Raw genomic sequence first — 19033 nt, forward strand, 5'->3', positions numbered from 1 at the left:
AAAAAACTAAACAAACAAAATGTCCGTCAAAAATTTTATCCCTGCCACAAAAAATACAAAACTATGGCACAAGAAAAATCCATTACACACTATCGAGTTCTCAAAGAACACACACCCACCAGCACCAACCCCACAATCAGGGCCGAACTCCAGCGAACATATATTGTTGCGTCAACCTGCAAGAGGCCAACTCCCCCAACCTACCAGGCAGAGGTTCACTTGGCAAAACCAGACCCACCCTCCGTAAAACGGAGAAGGTAAAAGGCTTGTGCCGAAGCGGATTCCCACGTTACTCGACCTGGCCGCAGTTTCACAACCGCGAACTTGGGAGTCTGTGGTGTCTTCGCGGCCGGGCCGCTCTGACTCGATATAAGTTACGCACGTGTCGGCCGAAGGGCAAATCGGCTGGTCACGGTCCCGCAGAGCGAGGGTCGGCGCGCAGAGACCTAGCCGAACGGTCAGGACGTCGGACCGTTCGGGCAGTTACGCGTGCGGTCTCGCCCCCATAGCGTCGAAGTATGAGCATCACCGCGGAGTCTGTGCGAACGGTCGGACGCCGTATCGACGTGGCGTCAGTCCCTTCGGTACCCGCCGCAGGCTTCACCACCAGCGGCCACCTCGGGTGGCGTCAGTCCGGCGACGGCGTCGACCTCGTCCACACATTCACCGCCGGATCGATCAGCGACGGGGCTGCGGTGACAGCGCTGTCCGATCTGGTCCACGCCGGGATCATCGTCGGGCAGGACGAGTTCGAGTCGGCGATGGTCGGTCTCATCGCCACCTGCTGCGACGACCCGTCCGACGGTTGGCTCGCCTTCTACGCGAACTCGATCGAAGATCTGCGTTCAGGCCGCTCGGTCTTCTCCCCCGTTCATCGGCGGGCACGTTCGCTCGTCGTCGGCCGCTCGGTTCTGGAGGTCGGCTGCTGTTTCGGGCTGTTCGCGGTCCAATGCGCTCAGGACGGTCTGGACGTACAAGCTTGCGACATCTGTCCCGGGGCTCTTGCCCTCCTGGACGACGCGTCGGCCCGGCTCGGCGTCGACGTGCGGACGGCGCTCGGCGATGCCCGGGCCCTACCCGTCCCCGATGACCGGGTCGACACCGTTACGCTGATCCACCTTCTCGAGCACCTGTCGTCCCACGACGTCACCACTGCGATACGTGAGGCCCTCCGCGTTGCGCGACAGCGGGTGGTGATCGCCGTGCCGTTCGAAGACGAGCCATCCGCGCACTTCGGTCATCTGCAGCGTCTGTCCGAGGACGATTTGCTCCGGTGGGCGGCGCCGTGGATCCGGTCGGGTCTGGCAGTCACCGTCTTCACCGATCACGGCGGCTGGCTCGTCATCGACAAACAGTGGTGACCAGATCGTCCCGGTTCAGATGAGTCCGCGTTTGCTCGCCACATAAACGGCGTCGGTCCGCTTACTCACGCCGAGCTTGCGGATCAGGTTGCGGATGTGAAACTTGACAGTCGACTCCGAGATGTAGAGGGTGCCACCGATCTCGGCGTTCGACTTGCCTTCCGCGAGCTGGCGCAACACCTCCCGTTCGCGGTCGGTCAGTTCCGCGGCCACGTCCCGGCCGCCGGAGACGGTCCGCAACACGATCGTCGCACTGCGCGGGTCAAACGCACTTCCGCCGGTGGCGACGGCGCGGACCGCGCGGACGAGCTCGGTCGTGTCGACGTCCTTGACGACATATCCTCGTGCGCCAGCGCGGACCGCCCGCACGACGAGGTCATCGTCGAGAAACGTGGTCAAGACTAGGGATGCGACTTCGGGGTGGCGCTTGGTGACTTCTTCGATCAGTCGAAGCCCCTCGTAGTCGGCACCCGCCGTCAGCTTCAGATCGACCACGACGACGTCGGGCAGGCATTTCGCGATCTCGGCGAGTGCGGTATCGAACGAGTTCGCCTCACCCACCACGACCACCGCGGTGTCGCGATCGAGCAGCGAACGGAGCCCTTCCCGCAGCAGCGCGTGGTCATCGACCAGAACGGTCTTGACTGGCCGGTCGTCATCTCTGGTCACGGTGCCTCCTGGTCCGGGCTCGGCACGTCTGCCGCGATTCGAATACCGCCTAGCCGGGACCGCCGAATCGCGAAGCCGCCGCCTCGCTCCGATGCGCGGGACGCCATGTTCGCCAGTCCACGACTGCGGCCCGACGCTATGTCACCGCGCACTGCGGCGTTCAGCACGGCTCGCAGTGCGGTCGGGTCGCCGGTTCCGTCGTCGTCGACGAGGAGTCGTACGCCCCGGTCGTCGTATTCGAGGGTCACGGTGACCCGGCTCGCCTGCGCATGCAATGCCGCGTTGAACAGGGATTCGCCCGCAATACGCAGGACCGCGTGCTGCACGTCCCCGGTCAGTTCTCGAGTGCGGCCGCGCACCGTGACAGTCACGTCGACGCCCGGCGGCATATGCAGCGAGCACAGTTCTCGAAGGGTGTCGACGACGCTGGCCGACGGTCCACCCGATCGGGCGAGCGCATAGATCGCGCCGCGCAACTGCTCCATGGCGTCGCGACTCAATGTGACGGCCTTGTCGAGTCGTTCGGCCGCGGCCCCTCCGACATCACCGCGGCACAACTCCATCTGCAACCCGGCCGATAGCACCGACTGTCCGACCGAGTCATGCAGTTCCCGCGCGATCCGCGCACGTTCGGCACCCAGCAGAGCGGTCCGTTGCGCCGCCCACAGTTCACGCTGGGTCCGAACCAATTCGTCGTTGCGTTCGGCGAGTTCGTCCGCGCGACGCTGCGCTTGAAGGAACAGCGACGAGTTCACCAGGGCCACCGTCGCTTGACTCGCGAGGATCCGCAGCACCGTGAGGTCCGCGGGGTCGACGCGCTGACCGTCTGCGGTCCACGCCGAGAGGCCGCCGACCACGTCCCCGTCGAGCTCCACCGGGACGTGCACGTGATGGTCGTCCGCGATCGGAGCGTGCAGCACAGTGACTTCGCCGCGGAGCACGTCGTTGAGTCGGTTGAGCACCGCGTCCGGCAATCCGGTCGGCGGTTCCGCGACGCGCACCCCTTCGAAGGCGAGGATCTGCCCGTCGGGTCCCGCGATGAGGTGTCGAGGGCCCGTGCCGACGAGTTGGCCGTCGGCGAGCGCGAAGAGCACCCACTGCGCGCCGAGATGGTCGCGAACGGTCTCCACGACCGCGACGAGCAGCCCTTCCGGCCCAGCCGCCGTCTGCACTAGAGCTTTCGAGATGCCTTCCAACGCAAGCATCACCCGACTCAACCGCGCTTCCGAACCTCGGTACTGCTCGTAGTAGCCCGCCTTGACGGTGCGCAGCCCTACGAGTGACGCCAGGTCCGGGTCGGCTTCCACGGCTAAAGCGCCTGTCGGTACAGCTCGACGATCCCCGACTCTTCCGGACGTCGTGGATTAGTGATCATGCACGAGTCGGCGAGCGCGTGCGTCGTCAGCAAGTCCAGGTCACCGGCGCGCACACCGAGTGGCGCCAGGGTGTCCGGCATTCCGACCCGTGCGGCGAGGTTCGCGACAGCGTCGGCCAGCCGGTCAGCGACGACCCGAGGGTCGCCTGTCGTCGACAATCCGACCGCATCCGCAAGCCGGACGAAGTCGTCCGCGCACACCAGCGCGTTGTACCTGATCACATGCGGCAGCAGTACCGAGTTGATCGTGCCGTGCGGCGCGTCGCAATGACCGCCGACCGGGTGGCTCATCGCATGCGTCGCACCGAGGATCGCATTGGTAAACGCCATGCCTGCGCGCAGCGAAGCGAGCGACATCTCCTCGCCCGCGACCGCGTCCGCCGGGTCCTCGACGAGGCGTTCGAGGTTCGTCCACACGCCGGTGAGCGAATCGATGGCGAGCGAGTCAGTCAGTCGTCCGTGCGCGAGCGAGACGTACGCCTCGATGCAGTGGGTGAGCGTGTCCATCCCGGTCTGCGCGGTGACCTGCGGCGACAGAGTTGTCAGCAGAGTCGGGTCAATGACGGTCACGTTCGGGACCAACGTCCGACCGATGATCGTCACCTTGGTCCGACGGTCAGGGTCGTTGACGATGCAGAACTGGGAGACGTCGGCGCCGCTGCCCGCCGTCGTCGGGACCGCGACGAGCGGTGGAAGCGGGCGGTGCACGCGATCGATGCCCTCGTATTCAAGGATGACACCGCCGTTGGAAGCGAGCACGGCCACGCCTTTGGCCGCATCGATGACCGAACCGCCGCCGAGTGCGACGAGACCGTCGGCCCCGTGCGCTGTGTAGGCGGCGAATCCGTCGGCCACCTCGTGTGACCGCGGGTTCGGCGAGACGTCGAGGTATGCCGCAGGCTGCAGACCGTGGCGTTGCAGGTCGGCGAACAGACGGCCGTACCAGGGGGTCTGTTCAATCGTGCGGTCAGAGACGATGAGCGGACGACGGACGCCCAGCCCGGCGACGGTGACCGACGCTTCCGGAAACGCCCCGCGACCGAGCACGATCTCCGGGGTGTGGAACTTCGCGACACTCGTTGCCGCGCGTGTGCGGCCTGGGCCCCGATCGGTCACCGGCGGTCCACCTCCTCATTCTGGGACAAACGCTACCGGCTCATCGCAGCGCTGCACCGAGTTCGTCACACTTCTCGAGCATCTCGGCTCCGTCACGGGCACTGACGACTCCCGCACACTGCTCGGCGTAGTCGTCGAGCGAGCACCCGGTCTGCGACCAGTACCGCGACGGCTCGGGGGTCAGCCACGCCACGCGGTGCGCACGACGTGCGATCGTCTCGAACAGGTCAACGCGCGGATCGAACGCGTTGCTGCGGGCGTCACCGACGACGAGGACGCTCGTCCGACGCGTGATGAGATCGCCGTACTCGTCGAGCGTCGTCTGCCATACGCGGCCGTAATCACTGGTCGCCGACAGATCTAGCCCGTCGGCGGCAAGTACTTCAGCCAACGCGGTATCGGGTTCGGACACGCGCAGCTCCGATGTGACACGGACTGCCCGATCGACGAACGCGATCACCTCACACCGGTTCCCTTGGCGGTGCAGCGTCTGCGCGAGTCGGAGAATGAAGCCTGCGACGGGCCGCACCGACAGCGAGACGTCCACCAGGACCAGCAGACGCACCGGTCCCGGCACGCGGACGGTCTTCCACAATTCCACCGGGACGCCATCGGTGTGCGCGGCGGCGCGCATCGTGGCGCGGGCGTTGAGACGACCACCGTCGGTGAGCCGTGACACCGGTCGGGGCGCGCCCCGCATCCGCTGCACCAACCGGTGACAGGCACGATCGATGTCCGCCTGGTCCCGGTGGACGTGTGAACCGCCGGTCGCCGCGCTGTCGGACAGGACGTTCTCGGCGAGACGCTCCGTCAACGCGTCCACGAAGTCCTCGAGTACACGTTGAAGCTGCTCACGGCGAGCGTCGTCGAGATCGTCCATGCCATCGACCCCGTAGGCTCCGCGCCCGTCCGTTGAATCGAGCACCGCGAGAAGCGCCGAAGCGTCGGCCAAGCTCAACGCCGAACCTTCCACACGCGCGGCGGTGCCCGTCAACTCGCCGACTTGAGCAGCGTCGGCGTGATCGACTTCGACGGTGTAAGTGACTCCGCCGGAGACGCTCGACGAGTCGGTGCCGACCTGGAGTTCCTCCGCACCGGTCGAGACCGAGAAGTCGTTCTCCTCGCGGTGAGCGCTCTCGGCGTTCCGTTCCCGCGCGTCGGGATCGTCGACCATCAAGTCGCCGATCTCCACAGTGTGCTCGTCCGCGCCGATCATCCGTGCCCCACCGGTGAAGTCGTCGTCCCACTCCAGTTCGTCGGGGAGGTCGCCTGCCATTCCCCGAACACGCGGCGCGTCCTCGGAAGGATCGTCAGTTGCGTCGTCGCCGATGAAGAAGGCAGCGAACACCGTCTCGAACCCGGCCCGCTCGTATTCGTACTTGACACTGACGCTCCGCAGGGCCGTGCGCAACCGTCCCATGTCTTCGGCGCCGACCAGCGCGAGCACTCGTCGGACCTCGATCACCTCGGCGGGCGAGCATCCGACGCCCAGGACGCGCAGCGCCCGGCCGAACTGCACCGACACGGTGTCGAGCAGCCGGGCGCCTGCATCGCTGCCGCTCAGCACGACCGCTCAGCTCCGCGCGGCGGCGCTGTGTGCCCGGCCCGCACCGAACGCTCGGCCGGTGCTCGACCCTTGCCGGCTCTCCGCATGCCGGTCCGCGTCCGACGCGGCGGGCCCGGCGAATGCCCGGCGCACGTGGTCGAGGTCGGTTCCGAACTTCACCAACAACGACATCAAGGCCGGATCGGTCGGCGACAGGTAGGAGGCGGCGCGCGACGCGTCAATGACTTCGGCGATCGACGGGCTCTTCCGCAGCGGCAGTTCACGCAGCCGACGAGCGAGGTCTACGACGTCGGCGATCACCGCCTCTTCGACATCGGGTGCGCGGACGGCGACGATCCGGCATTCGCGTTCGGCGGACGGGTACTCGACTTGGAAGTGCAGGCAACGACGCTTCAACGCGGCCGACAGTTCCCTCGTGTCATTGGACGTCAAGATCACCCAGGGCGCCGAACGCGCGGTGAACGTGCCGAGCTCGGGCACCGTCACCTGCCGTTCGGCGAGGACCTCGAGCATGACCGCTTCCATCGCCTCGTCGGTCCGGTCGATCTCGTCGACCAGAAGCACTGTCGGCTCAGGCGAGACGATCGCCGCCAGCAACGGCCGCGGGACGAGGAAGCCTTCGGTGTACACGCCGACCTCGGTCTCGGCGAGCGCCGTCGACGCCGCCGCGAGCGTGTCGTATTCGGCGAGTTCGGCTCCGATCCGATCGCGCAGCATCTGCACGTGCAGCAACTGCCTCGCGTAGTCCCATTCGTACAGTGCGCGGGAGTCGTCGAGTCCCTCGTAGCACTGGAGGCGGATCAGCTCGCGACCCGATGCGGCGGCCAACGCCTTCGCAAGCTCGGTTTTGCCCACGCCAGCAGGCCCTTCGAGCAGCAGTGGGCGGTCGAGGATAGTCGCCAGGTGGACGACGACGGCGAGGTCGTCGTCGATCAGGTAGCCCTCCGACGCCAAGGCTGTCGTCAGGTCGGCAGAAGTGTCGAAAGTCAGGTCGCTCATGGATGCCTCGCTCGGGTCCGAAAAAGATGGCAGCAGACGGGGGGTTCCCGGTGATCGCCGGACCGGGTAGGTCCGGCGATCACCAGGCGGACGGTCAACCGTCCCGACAGGTCAGTACGAGCCGGTGAAGGCGTGCCGGACCATTGGGATCAATGATTCGACGGTCGACTCGCGCGGATTGGCCGGCGTGCACCAGTCGCCCATCATGTGCTCGGCGATCGCGCGGACCTGCGCGTCCGAGGTGTCTACGCCGTCGCCTCGGCCTTCGTACTTGCCGGTGTTCATCCGGTTCTTGTCGTACGACGACGTGGTCAACGATCCGAAGTTGTCGGGGATGCCGACGTCCTTCGACAGGCGGATGGCCTCCTCGACAGCAGCGTCGGCGGCCTGCACCGTCGTCATGTTCCGGGTGTCGACGCCGAGCAGCGAGGCGATCTCGGCGTACCGCTCATAGCGTGCCGGCAGGTTGTACTCCCACACACGCGGCAGTGCGATGGCGTTGTTGAGGCCGTGGTGGCTGTCGTAGAACGCGCTGAACGCGTGTGACAGAGAGTGGATCATGCCGAGACCACCCGAGTTGAACGCCTGCGCGGCGATGTACTGCGCGTGCATCATGCCCGAGCGCGCCGCGAGGTTCTTGGGATCGTAGACGGCGGTCCGCAGGTGATCGCGAATCAACTCGATCGAGTACTTCGCGTTGCCGAGCGACGGCTCGAAGTCCAGACGCGAGACGAACGGCTCACTCGCGTGGGCGAGGACGTCGAACCCGCAGAACGCGGTGAAGTGCTCGGGGCACGAGTAGTACAGCAACGGATCGTCCATCGCGAGATCGACGAGACAGGAGTCGTCGAAGGCCACCCATTTATGAGGGTTGTCCATGTCGGAGGTGTCGGTGATGACGTACGCCCACGATGTCTCCGAGCCGGTGCCTGCGGTCGTCGACACGGCGATGTGCTTCGGGTTCTCCTTGTTGGTGGCCTTGGAGAAGCCCTCGAACTCGTTGATGTTGCGTCCGTCGTGCGCGATCACCATGCGCGCGCCCTTCGCGGCATCGTGGCTCGAACCGCCGCCCACCGAAATGATGCCGTCGCACTTCTCGGACTGGTACCGCGCAGCGGCATCCATCGTGTTGAAGTCCTTGGGGTTCGACTCGACCTCGTCGAACAGGACGACGTCCACACCCTGGTACTCGATCTTGCCGGTCAATTCCTCGATGATCCCCGAGCCGCGCAGGCCCGTCGTCATCAACAGAACGCGGGTCATTCCGAGTTCCTTGGCTTCGACGCCGAGCATGTCGTGCGCGCCGACGCCCAACTTCGCCTTCGGGAACGGGTGGAACTCCTTGATCGGGAAGTCCCAGATCTGATTCAGCTCGATAGCCATGAGGGTTGACTCCTGTGAGGTTGCCGTTTCGGTCCTTCACAGCGTGTGCCCTAGGTCACTGGCCGGGCAAGGGTTCCTGACCTGCAGCGCAGGGAGTAGGCCCAGGGGTTCAGGATGACACCTGTCCGGTCGGACAGGTGCGCCGTCGCCGATGCGCGCGCGGTCAGCCGTTCACACGTCGGATGGTTCCGCCGAGAGTGCGGAGCTGATCCTCGAAATTCGGGTAGCCGCGGTCGATGTGTTCAATGTCGTGGACTTCAGTGTCGCCGTCGGCGACGAGTCCGGCGAGGACGAGGCCGACACCCGCACGAATGTCCGACGACCACACCGGTGCGCTCGACAAGCGTTCGACGCCGCGGATCACCGCGTGATGACCGTCGGTGCGCGCATCGGCGCCCAACCGCACGAGTTCCTCGACGAACCGGAAACGGGCTTCGAATACGTTCTCGGTGACCATCGACATCCCCTCGGACACCGTCGCCAGACCAATCGCCATCGGCTGCAGATCCGTCGGATACCCGGGGAACGGGAGAGTCGCCGTGTCAACCGCGACTGGGCGCGACTCCTGGATCACGCGGAAACCGTCGTCGAACCGCTCGACGCTCGCGCCAGCGCCTTCGAGCTTCTTGAGCACCAGGCGCAAATGCTCAGGGTCGATCCCACGCACTGTGATGTCACCGCGCGTCATGACCGCAGCCACTCCCCATGTCCCCGCGACGATTCGGTCCCCGACCACATGGTGCGTCGTCGGTGTCAGCTCGTCGACACCGGTCACCGTGAGTGTCGGAGATCCGGCCCCGTCGATCCGAGCTCCCATCTCGGTCAACATGACACACAGGTCGACGATCTCCGGCTCGCGCGCAGCGTTGTCGATCGTCGTGACACCGTCGGCCAGGACCGCCGCCATCAGGATGTTCTCGGTGGCGCCCACGGACGGAAAGTCGAGCACCACTTCAGCGCCGGACAGTCGCTCCGCTTCCGCGACGACACAACCGTGCTCGATGTTGCTCTGCGCCCCGAGCGCGCGCAGACCCGCCTGATGCATGTCGAGGGGGCGAGAGCCGATGGCGTCGCCGCCCGGCAAGGCGACGACGGCGCGGTGACGGCGCGCCATCAGCGGCCCCAGCACGCACACCGATGCCCGGAACTGCTTCACCGCGTCAAAGTCCGCGTGGTAGTCGGGTTCGGCCGGGGTATCGATCGTCACCGTGTCGCCCGAGATGTCGACTGTCGCGCCCAGTCCGCGCAAGACGTCCGCCATCAGAGGAACATCGGCGATCTCCGGCGCATTCGTCAACACCGTGCGCCCCTGTGCCAACAATGCCGCCGCCATCAACTTCAGAACGCTGTTCTTGGCTCCGCCGACGAACACGTCACCGACCAGACGCGCCCCACCTGAAACCACGTAACGATCACTCACCGGCACAGTGTATCGGCCGACGGGTAGGTTGCCTGGTATGGCTGTGCACCTCACACGTATCTACACACGGACCGGCGACGACGGGACCACCGGCCTCTCCGACTTCTCCCGAGTCGGCAAGAACGACCTTCGCGTCGTCGCATACGCAGACTGCGACGAGGCAAACGCAGTCATCGGTCTGGCCCTCACCGTCGCAGGGGACGTCCCCGACGACATCGCAACGGTGCTCACGACTGTCCAAAACGATCTGTTCGACGCCGGCGCCGACCTGTCGACCCCCGTCGTGGACGATCCGCCGTATCCCGCCCTGCGCATCCAGTCGTCGTACATCGAAGGCCTCGAAACGTGGTGCGACCAGTTCGGCGAGGAACTCACGCCGCTCGACTCGTTCATCCTGCCCGGCGGCACACCGCTGTCGGCCTACCTGCACCAGGCACGCGTCGTCGTCCGTCGCGCAGAACGTGCCGCATGGTCGGCGATCGACGCGCACCCCGACGACACGAGCGTCCTCCCCGCGAAGTATCTGAATCGCCTCTCGGATCTCCTGTTCATCCTCGGGCGCGTCGCCAACGTTCGTGCCGGCATCACCGACGTGAAATGGGCGCCGGGCGGCGAACGCGAACGCTGACCACCGCTGACCGAGCGGAAGAATCGAGGGATTTACGCCGCGGGCCTGCGCCGTGCGCGTCGCGGGGCGCTGGCCTCCAGCCACGATTGAAATGCGGTCATCGCGGCCGGAGCCATCGCCAACTCGTAGGCGGGCTCATGACCGCGTCGCCCGATGGTGATCTCGGCGACCACGACGTCTGGATCCATGATCTCCGACTCTGTACCGACTCGGCTCCGACGTCCGGACACCTCGATACGGCGACGGGACAGAGTCACCGACGGGCCGAGCCGCACCGACGACAATCGGAAATAGAGCACGGCGTCATCCGTGTAGTGAATCGCACCGTGCCGCCACCCCTCGTCGGCATCGGCGGGTAACGGGCGCAGTAGGATCGGTGTCCCCGCTAGACGCACGAGCCGCAGTCGATAGACCAGCAATCCGGCAGCGATCAACCCGACGAGCACCACTACACAAATAGTCCACGCCCACATCTGCATCGGGTCGACCTCCTCACCGTCACCTACGAACGTACGCGAACAGCCGCCCTGCGGCGCAGGACGGCTGTTCGATCATTCACATCTGTACTTCTGGGAGTCCGCGTCAGCTCACGGCTTCCACGGCGCGTACCCGAGACTTCGCGCGGAGGAACTCCTCGCTGCCCTCGGTCGCCGATTCTAGAACGGCACGCTCCGCGGCGACGTCGATCTCGTCGGAGAACTGTGCTGCCTCGGCGAGGACCGTGACGGTCTCCGCGGTGACGGAAAGGAAACCGCCCTGCACCGCCATCGCCTTACGGGCACCGCTGTCCTCGGTCAGGACCACGCAGCCGCCTGCGGCGAGCTCGCCCAGCATCGGCTCGTGGTTGGCCATGATGCCGATCTGTCCGACGGTGGTCTGCGCGACGACGAGCGTCGCGTCCCCGGAGTAGAGCGCGGCGTCCGGTGCAACCACGTCGAGTCGGAAGGTTTTGTCAGCCATGTGCGACGACTACTTTCCGGCGATCTTCTTGGCAGCGGCTTCGACGTCGTCGAGTCCGCCACAGCTGTTGAACGCCTGCTCCGGCAGATGATCGAACTCGCCCTTGCACACGCGGTCGAACGCCTCGATGGTGTCGGCGAGCGACACGACCGAACCGACCTGACCGGTGAACTTCTCGGCGACGAGGAAGTTCTGGCCGAGGAACTTCTGGATACGGCGTGCGCGCTGCACCGTGACCTTGTCCTCTTCGGAGAGCTCGTCCATACCGAGGATGGCGATGATGTCCTGCAGTTCCTTGTACTTCTGCAGAATGCGCTTGACCTCGTTGGCGACGCGGAAGTGCTCGTCGCCGACGATGGAGGCCTCCAGAATGCGCGAGGTCGAGGTCAGCGGGTCCACGGCCGGGTAAATGCCCAGCTGCGAAATCGGACGCGAGAGCTCGGTCGTTGCATCCAGGTGCGCGAACGTCGTCGCGGGCGCCGGGTCGGTGTAGTCGTCGGCCGGGACGTAGATCGCCTGCAGCGAGGTGATCGAACGGCCCTTCGTCGACGTGATCCGCTCCTGCAGCTCGCCCATCTCGTCGGCCAGCGTCGGCTGGTAGCCGACGGCGGACGGCATACGGCCGAGAAGAGTCGAGACCTCGGAACCGGCCTGGGTGAAGCGGAAGATGTTGTCGATGAAGAGCAGCACGTCCTGGTGCTGCACGTCGCGGAAGTACTCGGCCATGGTGAGGGCCGAGAGAGCGACGCGCATACGCGTCCCCGGCGGCTCGTCCATCTGGCCGAACACGAGCGCGGTGTCCGGAAGGACGCCCATCTCCGCCATCTCCAGGTGGAGGTCGGTGCCTTCACGCGTACGCTCACCGACGCCTGCGAACACCGAGGTACCGGAGAACTCGCGGGCGATACGGGTGATCATCTCCTGGATCAGAACGGTCTTGCCGACACCGGCACCGCCGAACAGGCCGATCTTGCCACCCTTGACGTACGGGGTCAGCAGGTCGATGACCTTGATGCCGGTCTCGAGGATCTCCGTCTTGCCCTCGAGCTGGTCGAACGCTGGCGGCTTGCGGTGGATGCCCCACTGCTCGCCGTCGCGGCCGGTGCCCGGAGCGTCCAGGCAATCGCCCAGCGCGTTGAAGACGTGGCCCTTGACGACGTCGCCGACCGGAACCGAAATCGGGCTGCCGGTGTCGACGACCGCCGCACCGCGGACCAGGCCGTCGGTCGGCTGCATCGAGACGGTGCGCACCACGTTGTCGCCGAGGTGCTGTGCGACCTCGAGCGTCAGCGTCTTGGCGACGGCCGGGAGGGTGACCTCCGCGTGGAGGGCGTTGTAGAGCTTGGGGATTGCGCCGCGGGGGAACTCAACGTCGACGACGGGGCCGATCACCCGGGCGACACGACCGGCGGTCGCCGAGGCGGCGCCCGTGGACGAGTCGGTGACTGCTGCAGTCATTGGTTACTTCACTTTCCTCGGTTGTCTTGTCGCGATCAGTTCGCCAGCGCCTCGACGCCGCCGACGATTTCGCTGATTTCCTGGGTGATCTGAGCCTGACGTGCGGCGTTAGCCTGTCGAGACAACGTCTTCTCGAGTTCGTTCGCGTTGTCGGTCGCCGCCTTCATAGCGGTACGACGCGCTGCGTTCTCCGATGCCGCGGCATCGAGCAGGGCAGCGAAGATGCGCGACGCCACGTACTTGGGAAGGAGCGCATCGAGCAGTTCCTTGGCTTCCGGCTCGAACTCGACCTCGGCGCTGACCTTGTCCGCACCGTCGGTCAAGAGGTCGTCGCCCATGTCGAGCTGCTCCACCTCGAACTCGACGTCGATCGGCGCCATCCGGCGGACGACCGGCTTCTGGGTCAGCATCGACACGAAACGGGTGTACACGATGTGCAGTTCGTCGAAACCCTCGACATCACCGGCCGCATCGCCCGGCAGTGGGCTACGCTCCCCCGACCCAGCCAAGAACGCGTCAACCAGGTGGTGGACGGCCTCAGCGCTGTCGGCGAAGGCCGGCTGCTGGGAGAAGCCGGACCAGCTCGCGGCGATCGGACGCTCACGGAAGGTGTAGTACCCGATGCCCTTACGGCCCATCACGTACACGACCGGCTCCTTGCCCTCGCCGCGGAGCAGCGAGAGGAGCTCTTCGGTCTCCTTGAGCACGTTCGAGTTATAGCCGCCGCACTGACCGCTGTCGCTCGTGACGACGAGGACGGCGGCGCGCTTGGGGTTCTCACGCTCGGTCAGCAACGGACTGTCGAGCGATGAGCTGGCGCCGGCCAGGGTGGTGACGACTCGTGTGATCTCCTCGGAGTAGGGACGGGCGGCTGCCACCCGTGCCTGCGCCTTGGTAATCCGCGACGTCGCGATCAGTTCCTGCGCCTTGGTGATCTTCTTGGTCGACTGGATCGATCGGATCCGCGAGCGCAGCTCCCGAATTGTTGCCATGGCTACTTCGTCTTCTTCGTCACTCGGATCGTCTCGGACTCGACGTCTTCAGCGGCCAGCGGATCAGCCGCGACCTCGACGACCCGCGAGCCGTCTGCGGCGATGAAACCTGCCTTGAAGTTGTTCGTCGCGGTCGCGAGCGCGTCCTTGTCTTCCGCCGACAGCTTCTTGCCGCCCGCGATGTTGCCGTACACGCCCGAAGCCGTGTGGTGCAGATCGCCGAGCAGCTCCGACTCGAAGCGGCGGATGTCGGCCACCGGGACCGAGTCCATGAAACCCTCGCCACACAGGTAGAGCGACACGATCTGGTCTTCGACGGCGACCGGGCTGTACTGGTCCTGCTTGAGGAGCTCGACCCACCGTGCACCGCGCTCGAGCTGTGCCTTCGACGCTGCATCCAGGTCCGAGGCGAAAGCCGAGAAGGCCTCCAGTTCACGGAACTGCGCCAGCTCCAGACGCAACGAACCCGAGACGTCCTTCAGACCCTTGGTCTGAGCGGCGCCACCGACACGGGAGACGGAGATACCGACGTTGATGGCGGGGCGGACACCCTTGTTGAAGAGGTCCGACTCCAGGAACACCTGGCCGTCGGTGATCGAGATGACGTTGGTCGGGATGAACGCCGAGACGTCGTTGGCCTTGGTCTCGATGATCGGCAGGCCGGTCATCGAACCAGCGCCGAGCTCGTCGGACAGCTTGGCGCAACGCTCCAACAGGCGCGAGTGCAAGTAGAACACGTCGCCCGGGTAGGCTTCGCGCCCCGGCGGACGACGGAGCAGCAGCGAGATCGCGCGGTAGGCCTCGGCCTGCTTCGACAGGTCGTCGAACACGATGAGAACGTGCTTGCCCTGGTACATCCAGTGCTGGCCGAGGGCCGAGCCGGTGTACGGCGCCAGCCACTTGAAGCCTGCCGAGTCGGAAGCGGGAGCCGCGACGATGGTCGTGAACTCCATCGCGCCAGCCTCTTCGAGCGCCGTCTTGACGCCGGCGATGGTCGAACCCTTCTGACCGACGGCGACGTAGATGCAGCGGACCTGCTTGTCCGGATCTCCGGTCGCCCAGTTGTCCTTCTGGTTCAGGATGGCGTCGATGCAGACCGCGGTCTTGCCGGTCTTGCGGTCGCCAATGACCAGCTGACGCTGACCGCGACCGATGGCCGTCATGGCGTCGATGGCCTTGATGCCGGTGGCGAGGGACTCCTCGACGGGCTGGCGTTCGAGGACCGAAGCTGCCTGGAGTTCGAGGACGCGGTCGCCTTCGGCTTCGATGGCGCCGAGTCCGTCGATCGGTGCGCCGAGCGGATCGATGACACGACCGAGGAACTTATCGCCGACCGGGACCGACAGCACGTTGCCGGTGCGCTTGACTTCCTGGCCTTCTTCGATGTTCTCCGAGTCGCCGAGGATGACGGCGCCGACCTCGTCCAGATCGAGGTTCAATGCCACGCCGCGGATGCCGCCCTCGAACTCGAGGAGCTCGTTGGCCATCGCGCCGGGCAGTCCGGACACGTGGGCGATGCCATCACCGGTATCGGCAACGGTTCCGACCTCTTCGCGGGTGGCCTGGCCGTCCACGTCCTGGGTGTAACTTGCGATCGCGCTCCGAATTTCATCGGAGGAGATGGTCAACTCCGCCATGTTCCTGCTCTTCCTGGCTATCTAAAAAGTGGTCTGTGGGAATCGGGTGTTACTTGGTCACCGCAAGCCGCGGCGCAGCGTTGCGATCTTGCCGGACAGACTGCCGTCGATACGCTCGTCGCCCACGCGGACAACGACCCCACCGAGGAGTGCCGGATCGATGTCGACGTGCAGGGTGACCGGCGCTCCATATATGTCGGCCAACTTCGCCGACAGAGCGGTGCGCTGGTCAGCGGAGAGCTCGCCTGCGCTGCTCACGTACGCGACCTTACGTCCGTTGCTCGCTGCGGCGAGCTGAGAGAGCTCGTCGAGCGAATCGCCGGGTGCCCGGTCGGTACGGCTAACCGCGAACTGGGCGAGCTTGCTCGCGACGTCCGTGACTTTGCCGTCGATCAGCGTGCGCAGCAGACCGAAGTGATCGGCGGCGCTGCGGGTGCGGTCGGAGAGCGCCTGTTCGAGCGCTCCGTCTCCCTTGACGATGCGGGCGAGGCGGAAGAGTTCCTCCTCGACCGTGTCGATGCGGCCCGACTCCTTCGCCGCGAACAACAGTGCCTCGCACCCGAGGGACTGCAGGCCGTTCACGAGATCGGCTTCGCTCGACCATTCGCGCGCTGCCGCCGAAGCGACGACGCCGCGAGTGATGTCCGAGACTTTGCCCGAGAGCACGGTCTCAGCAACCTTCGCACGCGAGTCCGCAGCGGTGGCCGTGTCGGCCAGCGCGATGCGCAGCGAGCGATTGTCATTCACGGTGGCTGCCACCGAGAGCAGTTCATCGCCAACGGTCACCGCATCGGTGCTCGGCGCGGACGAACCGCGCAGGGCGGTCTCCAGCTCGATGCGAGCCCCCTCGAGGGCTTCACGGCTAGACGCTGCGTACATCTTTGTGCATTCCTTCTTCCGGCGGAGTCGTCAGGTGGGTGGGTGCGAGGGGCAGGTCCTGCCCGCTCGCCCTCCACACCATCGTTCCAGCTGCCCTAGGATTACTTGGCGGTCTCGGCGTCGAGTTCAGCGAGGAACCGGTCGACGGTCCCAGCCTGCTTGACGTCGTCCGACAGTGACACACCGACCAGCTTCTCGGCCAGGTCGACGGACATCTTTCCGAGGTCGCCGCGCAGCTCGGACACGACCTGCTGACGCTGTGCGTCGAGCTGGGTGTTTCCGTTGGCGATGATTCGGTCGCTCTCGACTGTCGCCTGAGCCTTCATATCCGCGATGATCTGAGTGCCCTGAGTACGAGCCTCCTCGCGAATGCCCGCAGCCTCTTCACGAGCGCCTGCAAGCTGCTCACGGTAAGCCTTGAGCGAGGCGGCGGCCTCGGCCTGTGCGGCCTCGGCCCGCTCGATACCACCCTCGATGGTCTCGCGACGCTCAGCGAGGACCTGCTTGTACTTCGGGATCACGTACTTCCAGAAGACGAACAGAACGACGGCGAAGGCGACCAGCGACCAGGTGATGTCGTACCACTGCGGCAGCAGCGGAATCGGCGGCTGATGGTCGCCGCCTTCCGCCGGCGAAGCCTCAGCCAGAATCAGTTCGTTGATCATTGGTGTCGTCTCGCGATCAGAAGATGAAGCCGGCGACGATACCGATCAGCGCCAGAGCCTCGGAGAGGGCGATACCCAGGAACATGGTGGTACGGATCTGGCCGGCGAGCTCGGGCTGACGGGCGATTCCCTCGATGGCCTTACCGGCCACAATGCCGACGCCGATACCGGGGCCGATAGCGGCGAGACCGTAGCCGATCGCGCCGAAGCCCTTACCAGTGATCTCCGAGTCTGCGGCGAGAGTCTGGGCGATGATGCTCATCTTGCGATTCCCTTTCTTGGTGGCTCCCCGCCCGGTCGGGCGAGTGAGTCAGTTCGTGTCGGTTCCCGTCATATCTCCGGGACCGAGGTCGTATTCAGTTAGTTCGGTGTGACTGCCCCGCGAGCAAGTCGGGTTAGTGCGAGTCTGCGTGGATCGACTGGTCGATGTAAACAGCGGTCAGCAGAGCGAAGATGTACGCCTGCAGGCCGATGACCAGGAGTTCGAAGAAGGTGAAGCCGATGCCGGCAATGATGCCGCCGACGCCCGCCAAGGTCCACAGCCCACTCTTCTCCACCACGAAGAACTGCGTCGCGGAGAAGAACAGCACCAGCATGATGTGGCCGGAAAGCATGTTGGCCATGAGACGCACTGTCAGCGTGAACGGCCGGAGAATGAACGTCGAGACGAACTCGATCGGAACGAGCAGGAAGTGCACCGGCAACGGCACGCCCGGAAGGACGATGGACGACTTGATGAAACCGAAGAAGCCAAACTTGGCGATGCCCACCCAGCAGTAGGTGATGTAGGCGACCGCGGCCATCACCAGCGGCATACCGATGCGCGCGTTACTGGAGATGTTCAAGAAGGGGACGATCGACGTCAGGTTCAAGAAGATCGTCGCGAAGAACATCGACGCGATGATCACCAGGAACTTGCGGCCGTTCTCCTTGCCGAGGATCTCTTCGGCGATATTGATGCGAACCCAGTCGAGCATGCTCTCGGCGACGTTCTGCACGCCGGTCGGGACGATCTTCGGGCTGCGCATGGCGAAGAAGAAGCCCGCGGAGACCAGGACAGCTACAACGACTCGGATCAGCATGATGCGATCCATGCCCCACCACTCCGGGTTGGGCTGTTCTCCACCGAAGAGCATCACGGGATAGAAGTCCCACAATGTCGGCGCGTGGAATTCGGCTGCGAGGGTGGCGCTCAGCGTTCTCTCCCGTTCTCGGGCCCACTGATCTCACGATCTGCGGGGTCCTACTGTCATTTGGCATTCGGTGACATCGTCCATGGACACACGTCGCCCGAATCAGCCTGCGTGCAGCAGACTAGCAATATTTTGGTCCTACCAGCGAATCAGGGTCGCAGCGATCTGTCCGGCCGCGTAGCTACTATCGTCCGTAGTAGCTGGTCAGGGCAGCCTGGGTGATCATCGTCACATCTTCTAGTCGGTTGTCTCGTCGGAATCAACATATGTCGTGCGTGTGCTCATCACGCCCCACATTTCGCCGCCGAGGACGAGAACGATCGCACCGAGCAGGACTGACACCAGAGCGGGCTTATTGTAGAAGTCCATGTCTTTGATGCTCGCCGTCACGGCGATGACGATGACGACCTTCACGAGGTATGAGCCCATCAACGCGCCCATCACCACGCTCGGCGAGGCTTTCGACGTAAACAAGATCACGATGACCGTCACGAGGACGAAGCTGCCGCCGATCGCAGCGCCGATGAGCGCACCCCACAGACCGGGAGTGCCCTTGAATGGCCACCAGACAAGGAGTCCGACGACGAGTAGGATCCCGAATCCCCAGGAGCCGTACTTCAGCCCGTTCCGCAGAGGCGCCGACGGGCTCGCCTCCCACTGCGGCTTGCGCTCGGGGACATCGGCTGCCGGATTCTCATCGTTCGTAGACACGCAACAAGGCTAGCGAGCCG

General features: G+C 65.2%; 19 protein-coding genes. 2 read left to right on the plus strand and 17 right to left on the minus strand.

Going from position 1 to position 19033, the window contains the following annotated elements:
- Positions 1-518 precede the first annotated feature (518 nt).
- Entirely contained in the window at positions 519-1361 is an 843-nt protein-coding gene (gene mftM, locus MP11Mi_RS00750) for a mycofactocin oligosaccharide methyltransferase MftM (RefSeq protein WP_420040424.1), read from the plus strand.
- A gap of 15 nt (positions 1362-1376) precedes the next feature.
- Here mftM and MP11Mi_RS00755 read toward each other — a convergent pair whose 3' ends face one another.
- The 7 genes from MP11Mi_RS00755 to murA form a co-directional block, all read right to left on the minus strand.
- Positions 1377-2030, minus strand: coding sequence for a MadR family response regulator transcription factor (locus tag MP11Mi_RS00755; protein ID WP_420040425.1), 654 nt, complete (start codon positions 2028-2030; stop codon positions 1377-1379).
- Complete coding sequence (locus MP11Mi_RS00760) at positions 2027-3337, minus strand: MadS family sensor histidine kinase (protein ID WP_420040426.1); 1311 nt, start codon at positions 3335-3337, stop codon at positions 2027-2029. Before MP11Mi_RS00760 ends, MP11Mi_RS00755 begins: the two co-directional genes overlap by 4 nt.
- Before the next feature lie 2 nt (positions 3338-3339).
- Positions 3340-4521: an iron-containing alcohol dehydrogenase gene (locus tag MP11Mi_RS00765; protein ID WP_420040427.1), complete on the minus strand. Its 1182-nt coding sequence runs from the start codon at positions 4519-4521 to the stop codon at positions 3340-3342.
- A gap of 40 nt (positions 4522-4561) precedes the next feature.
- Positions 4562-6088: a MadC family VWA domain-containing protein gene (madC, locus tag MP11Mi_RS00770; protein WP_420040428.1), complete on the minus strand. Its 1527-nt coding sequence runs from the start codon at positions 6086-6088 to the stop codon at positions 4562-4564.
- 6 nt (positions 6089-6094) lie between these two features.
- The gene (locus tag MP11Mi_RS00775; RefSeq protein ID WP_420040429.1) at positions 6095-7087 is read right to left on the minus strand and encodes a MadB family AAA-type ATPase; all 993 of its coding nucleotides are present in this window, start codon (positions 7085-7087) and stop codon (positions 6095-6097) included.
- Positions 7088-7198: 111 nt separating this feature from the next.
- Entirely contained in the window at positions 7199-8470 is a 1272-nt protein-coding gene (gene mdo / locus MP11Mi_RS00780) for an NDMA-dependent methanol dehydrogenase (RefSeq protein WP_420040430.1), read from the minus strand.
- Positions 8471-8633: 163 nt separating this feature from the next.
- Entirely contained in the window at positions 8634-9890 is a 1257-nt protein-coding gene (gene murA, locus MP11Mi_RS00785; protein ID WP_420040431.1) for a UDP-N-acetylglucosamine 1-carboxyvinyltransferase, read from the minus strand.
- Between the two features lie 37 nt (positions 9891-9927).
- Between murA and MP11Mi_RS00790 the strand changes: the two genes are divergently transcribed.
- The gene (locus tag MP11Mi_RS00790; RefSeq protein ID WP_420040432.1) at positions 9928-10518 is read left to right on the plus strand and encodes a cob(I)yrinic acid a,c-diamide adenosyltransferase; all 591 of its coding nucleotides are present in this window, start codon (positions 9928-9930) and stop codon (positions 10516-10518) included.
- 32 nt (positions 10519-10550) lie between these two features.
- Here the strand turns inward: MP11Mi_RS00790 and MP11Mi_RS00795 are convergent, their stop codons facing one another.
- The 10 genes from MP11Mi_RS00795 to MP11Mi_RS00840 all read right to left on the minus strand — a co-directional run bounded on the left by MP11Mi_RS00795 (position 10551) and on the right by MP11Mi_RS00840 (position 19013).
- Positions 10551-10997, minus strand: a complete 447-nt coding sequence (locus MP11Mi_RS00795; protein ID WP_420040433.1) for a DUF2550 domain-containing protein — start codon at positions 10995-10997, stop codon at positions 10551-10553.
- Between the two features lie 103 nt (positions 10998-11100).
- On the minus strand, positions 11101-11478 hold the full coding sequence (locus MP11Mi_RS00800) for a F0F1 ATP synthase subunit epsilon (RefSeq protein ID WP_420040434.1): 378 nt from the start codon (positions 11476-11478) through the stop codon (positions 11101-11103).
- Positions 11479-11487: 9 nt separating this feature from the next.
- Positions 11488-12936: a F0F1 ATP synthase subunit beta gene (gene atpD / locus MP11Mi_RS00805; RefSeq protein ID WP_420040435.1), complete on the minus strand. Its 1449-nt coding sequence runs from the start codon at positions 12934-12936 to the stop codon at positions 11488-11490.
- A 35-nt stretch (positions 12937-12971) separates the two neighbouring features.
- On the minus strand, positions 12972-13928 hold the full coding sequence (locus MP11Mi_RS00810) for a F0F1 ATP synthase subunit gamma (RefSeq protein ID WP_420040436.1): 957 nt from the start codon (positions 13926-13928) through the stop codon (positions 12972-12974).
- A gap of 2 nt (positions 13929-13930) precedes the next feature.
- Positions 13931-15565 carry a F0F1 ATP synthase subunit alpha gene (gene atpA, locus MP11Mi_RS00815; protein WP_420040437.1) on the minus strand — a complete coding sequence of 545 codons (1635 nt, stop codon included), beginning with the start codon at positions 15563-15565 and terminating at the stop codon, positions 13931-13933.
- 57 nt (positions 15566-15622) lie between these two features.
- Positions 15623-16444, minus strand: coding sequence for a F0F1 ATP synthase subunit delta (locus MP11Mi_RS00820; protein ID WP_420040438.1), 822 nt, complete (start codon positions 16442-16444; stop codon positions 15623-15625).
- 101 nt (positions 16445-16545) lie between these two features.
- A complete protein-coding gene (locus MP11Mi_RS00825; protein ID WP_420040439.1) occupies positions 16546-17109 on the minus strand; it encodes a F0F1 ATP synthase subunit B in 564 nt (187 codons plus the stop codon).
- 16 nt (positions 17110-17125) lie between these two features.
- A complete protein-coding gene (locus MP11Mi_RS00830; protein WP_183370826.1) occupies positions 17126-17371 on the minus strand; it encodes an ATP synthase F0 subunit C in 246 nt (81 codons plus the stop codon).
- A gap of 133 nt (positions 17372-17504) precedes the next feature.
- A complete protein-coding gene (gene atpB, locus MP11Mi_RS00835) occupies positions 17505-18245 on the minus strand; it encodes a F0F1 ATP synthase subunit A (protein WP_420040440.1) in 741 nt (246 codons plus the stop codon).
- Between the two features lie 294 nt (positions 18246-18539).
- On the minus strand, positions 18540-19013 hold the full coding sequence (locus MP11Mi_RS00840) for a hypothetical protein (RefSeq protein WP_420040441.1): 474 nt from the start codon (positions 19011-19013) through the stop codon (positions 18540-18542).
- Between the last annotated feature and the right edge of the window lie 20 nt (positions 19014-19033).

Origin of the sequence: Gordonia abscondita (assembly GCF_032711245.1) — a bacterium.
Taxonomy (GTDB): Bacteria; Actinomycetota; Actinomycetes; order Mycobacteriales; family Mycobacteriaceae; genus Gordonia.